Origin of the sequence: Rhodovulum sp., from assembly GCF_011048875.1 — a bacterium.
In the GTDB taxonomy this organism is placed as follows: domain Bacteria; phylum Pseudomonadota; class Alphaproteobacteria; order Rhodobacterales; family Rhodobacteraceae; genus Rhodovulum; species Rhodovulum tesquicola.
Genome location: NZ_DSDD01000071.1, coordinates 1 through 4,411, shown reverse-complemented (window position 1 = coordinate 4,411; position 4,411 = coordinate 1). Strand labels below are relative to the sequence as shown.

The following is a 4,411-nucleotide window of genomic DNA, read 5'->3' as shown; positions in this document are numbered from 1 at the left end:
GACATTCGGCTTGGGGTTGAAACCCGCGTCCGAACCCGTGCCGAGCATCTTGAAAAATTCCAGCCCCGGCACATCCTTCAGCGCGAAGCGGCCGCGCGCCATCTGGCTGAGCGCCTCGAGGCGGGACGCCCAGTTGTTGTAACGGAAAAAGCTGATGGTGACGACTTGCATTGGCGATTCTCCTTCGCAGCTGTCGTTCGTTTATGTCAGTTCGAGGTGCGACCGAAAGGGACATGACGCACCCGGCGCGCATCCGGTAGAAGTATTGTAAACTAAACTAGACAGGTTTAACCTAGCGACATGATGACACGAGTTGATCCCGCCCTGGCGGAGAAAGCAGTCCGGGCCACTGGTCCGCATGCGGTCGTGATCGGGGCGGGGCTTGGCGGCCTTGCCGCCGCCATGCGCCTTGGCGCCAAGGGCTATCGCGTCACCGTGATCGACAAGCTCGACGTGCCCGGCGGGCGCGGCTCGGCGATCTGGCAGGATGGCCACCGGTTCGATCTGGGGCCGACCATTGTCACGGTTCCCTGGATCTTCCGCGAGCTCTGGGCCGCCTGCGGGCGCGATTTCGACAAGGACGTCAAGCTGGTCCCGATGGACCCGTTCTACGAGATCGTTTTCCCCGACGGCGAACGATTCCGCGCGCAGCAGGACACCGAAAAGATGCGCGCCGAGGTGGCCCGCCTGTCGCCGTCCGACCTGCCCGGATATGACCGGTTCCTGAAGGACAGCGAGAAACGCTACCGGTTCGGCTTCGAGGAGCTTGGCCGAAAGCCGATGCACAAGTGGATGGACCTCGTGGAGGTGCTGCACATCTTCGGGATGCTGCGCGCCGACAAGTCGGTCTATGCCCATGCCGCCAGCCGGGTAAAGGACGAACGCCTGAGGATGGCGCTGTCCTTCCATCCGCTGTTCATCGGCGGCGATCCGTTCAACGTGACCTCGATGTATATTCTCGTCAGTTACCTCGAAAAGGAATTTGGGGTGCATTACGCGATGGGCGGCGTCGCCGCGATCGCCAAGGCCATGGCCGAGGTGATCGAGGGGCAGGGCGGCGTGATGCGCATGAGCACCGAGGTGGATGAGATCCTCGTCGAACGGCTGCCCCATTCGCACAGGGCAACGGGCGTCCGCCTTGCCTCGGGCGAGGTGATCAACGCCGATATCGTGGTCTCGAACGCCGATGCGGGCTTCACCTACAACACGCTTCTGAGAAATCATCGCCGCTGGCGCTGGACCGACGAATCGCTGGCGAAGAAACGCTGGTCGATGGGCCTCTTCGTCTGGTATTTCGGAACGAAGGGAACGCGGGAGATGTGGAAGGACGTGGGCCACCACACGGTTCTGAACGGCCCGCGCTACAAGGGCCTCGTCAAGGACATCTTCTTCCACCAGGAAAAGCTGTGCGATGACATGAGCCTTTATATCCACCGGCCCAGCGTCACCGACCCCAGCGCCGCGCCCGAGGGCGGCGACACGTTCTATGCGCTCTCGCCGGTGCCCAACCTGCATACCGACAGCCCCGTGGACTGGCAGGCCAATGGCGAACGCTACCGCCAGGCGGTGCAGGATTTCATGGAAGACAAGCTGATGCCCGGTCTGGGCAAGCATGTCTCCACCAGCCTGTTCTTCACGCCCGAGGATTTCCGCGACCGCTACCTCTCGCCCTATGGCGCGGGGTTCTCTCTGGAGCCGCGCATCTTCCAGAGCGCGAATTTCCGCCCCCACAATATCTCCGAAGAGGTCGAAGGACTTTACATGGTCGGCGCGGGCACCCATCCGGGCGCGGGCCTGCCATCGGTCGTTACCTCGGCCGAGGTTCTGGCCAAGCTCGTGCCCGACGCGGGCACCGGCGCGGCGAAATGAGATGATCGACCCCGCGGATCTTGCGCATTGCGAAGCCTCGATCCGGACGGGCTCGTACTCCTTTCACGCCGCCTCGCGGCTGCTGCCGAACCGGGTCCGCGATCCGGCGCTGGCGCTTTACGCCTTCTGCCGGATGACCGATGATTCGGTCGACCTGACCCACGACAAGGCCGCCGCCGTTCTGGCACTGGGCGAGCGGCTGGAGCTGATCTATCGCGGCACGCCCAGGAACGCGCCCGCCGACCGCGCCTTCGCTGCGGTGGTCGAGGAATTCGAGATGCCCCGCACCCTGCCCGAGGCGCTGCTGGAAGGCATGGCCTGGGACGCGATGGGCAAGCGCTATGCCACGCTGTCGGATGTCTATGCCTATTCCGCGCGGGTCGCGGCCGCGGTCGGCGTGATGATGACGGTGCTGATGCGCGTGCGCTGCCCGCATGCGCTGGCGCGCGCCTGCGATCTGGGCGTCGCGATGCAGTTGTCGAACATCAGCCGCGATGTCGGCGAGGATGCGCGCGAGGGACGCTTCTACCTGCCGACGGACTGGATGGACGAGTTCGGCGTCGATCTGGATGCCTTCCTCGCCGATCCGCAGCCCATCAAGCCGATCCGCCGGATGGTCAAGCATCTGCTGTCCGACGCCACCCGGCTTTATTTCCGGTCCGAACCGGGCGTGGCCGAATTGCCCTTCGCATGTCGGCCCGGCATCTATGCCGCGCGCCACATCTATTGCGGCATCGGGCGCGAGATTGCGCGGGCGGATTACGACAGCATCACCCGCCGCGCCTTTACCTCCAAGGGGCAGAAGATCGGCTGGCTGATCCTCTCCTCGATGCAGGCGGTGGCCGCCTCGGCCATGCCGCGCTCGGCGGTTCTGTATGGCAAGCCGCTTCCCGAATGCGCCTATCTCGTCGAGGCCGCAGCCGACCGCCTGCCCTCCGGCAACCCCTGGGGCGAGGGCCGCGCGGGCGAGGTCATCGCGGTGCTTGCCCAACTCAAGGCGCGCAAGGCAGCAAGGCACCGTGCCGCATTGGCCGAGGACCGAAAGCGCGCTATCTGACCCGCATGATGATCGACTGGCCGCTCTTCGCCGTGTTCCTCGCAACCGCCTTCGCGGCGGGATCGACGGGCGCATTCTTCTCGCCGGGCCGCTGGTACGAGTCGCTGTCCAAACCCCCCTGGACGCCGCCCAACTGGCTATTCCCGCTGGCCTGGTTCGTCCTCTACATCTCCATGGCCTATGCCGCGATGCGGATCGCTCTGTCGGGCCATCCGGAAATGGCCTTCGCTCTGGCGATCTGGGGCCTGCAGATCGTGTTCAACACGCTCTGGTCGCCGATCTTCTTCGGCTTGCACCGCCTGTTCCCGGCGCTGATCGTGCTCTTCGGCATGTGGGCCTCGGTCCTTGCAATGGTCGTCGCCTTCTGGCGGATCGACCTCTTCGCCGGGCTTCTGGTCGTGCCCTATCTGGTCTGGACAAGCGTGGCCTTCGCGCTGAATTTCTCGATCTGGCGGCGCAACCCGGATGCCGCGCAGATGGTCGGGGCGTGAAGGCGCCGGCCTGAACGAGAACAAACGGGGCGGGGCGCATGCGGCTCGACTACGCCGAAATGGGCGCTCGGCTTGCCGCACTCACCGAGGGCGAAACCGATACCGTGGCGCTGATGGCCACCATGGCCTGCGAATTGCACCATGCCGATGACCGATTCGACTGGACCGGCTTCTACCGCCATGTCGGGAACGAAACGCTGAAGATCGGCCCCTACCAGGGCGGCCATGGCTGCCTGACGATCCCCTTCTCGCGCGGTGTCTGCGGGGCCGCGGCCCGCACCGGCCAGGTGCAGCTGGTGGCGGATGTGGACGCCTTTCCCGGCCATATCGCCTGCGCGGCGACGACGCGGTCGGAAATCGTGCTGCCCGTCTGGAACGCGCGTGGCGATCTTCTGGGCGTGCTCGACATCGACAGCAGCCGGCCCGCCGCTTTCGATCAGGACGACGCCACGGGCATTGCGGCGCTGCTGGCCCGGACCTTCGCCCGTTAAGCCCGGTTGCAAGGCGGTCCTGAACCCGCTACCGCCCGGCGCATGAACGAAGATTACGCCCCCCCCGATACCCCGCTCGAGGTGATCCACCTCGATCACGCGCTTCTTGTCGTGAACAAGCCGCAGGGCCTGTTGTCGGTGCCGGGCAAGGGCGCACATCTGGCCGATTGCCTGCTCTCGCGCGTGCAGGCCGCCTTTCCCGACGCGCTTCTGGTCCACCGGCTGGACCGCGACACTTCGGGTGTGATGATCTTTGCCCTGACGCCCCAGGCCCAGCGCCATCTCGGCCTGCAATTCGAGAAGCGGCAGACCAAGAAGACCTATGTCGCGCGGCTCTGGGGCCTGCTCGAACCGAAGACCGGAACAGTCGATCTGCCGCTGATCGTCGACTGGCCGAACCGCCCGCTGCAGATGGTCGACCACGCGAATGGCAAGCAGGCGATCACCGACTGGCGCGTGCTGCGCCACGAGGGCGGAACGACCCGCGTGCGCCTGTTCCCCAG

The 4,411-nt window shown here is 65.4% G+C and carries 5 protein-coding genes; all 5 read left to right on the top strand.

What is annotated here, in order from left to right:
* Positions 1-300 precede the first annotated feature (300 nt).
* The gene (locus ENN83_RS02440; RefSeq protein WP_287183658.1) at positions 301-1,869 is read left to right on the top strand and encodes a phytoene desaturase; all 1,569 of its coding nucleotides are present in this window, start codon (positions 301-303) and stop codon (positions 1,867-1,869) included.
* Between the two features lies 1 nt (position 1,870).
* Positions 1,871-2,926, top strand: coding sequence for a 15-cis-phytoene synthase (gene crtB, locus ENN83_RS02435; protein ID WP_287183656.1), 1,056 nt, complete (start codon positions 1,871-1,873; stop codon positions 2,924-2,926).
* 5 nt (positions 2,927-2,931) lie between these two features.
* Positions 2,932-3,417: a tryptophan-rich sensory protein TspO gene (tspO, locus tag ENN83_RS02430; protein ID WP_349760087.1), complete on the top strand. Its 486-nt coding sequence runs from the start codon at positions 2,932-2,934 to the stop codon at positions 3,415-3,417.
* A gap of 38 nt (positions 3,418-3,455) precedes the next feature.
* Positions 3,456-3,908: a GAF domain-containing protein gene (locus ENN83_RS02425; protein ID WP_287183653.1), complete on the top strand. Its 453-nt coding sequence runs from the start codon at positions 3,456-3,458 to the stop codon at positions 3,906-3,908.
* Positions 3,909-3,950: 42 nt separating this feature from the next.
* The coding region (locus ENN83_RS02420) for a pseudouridine synthase (RefSeq protein ID WP_287183650.1) at positions 3,951-4,411 on the top strand (461 nt) is incomplete at its 3' end.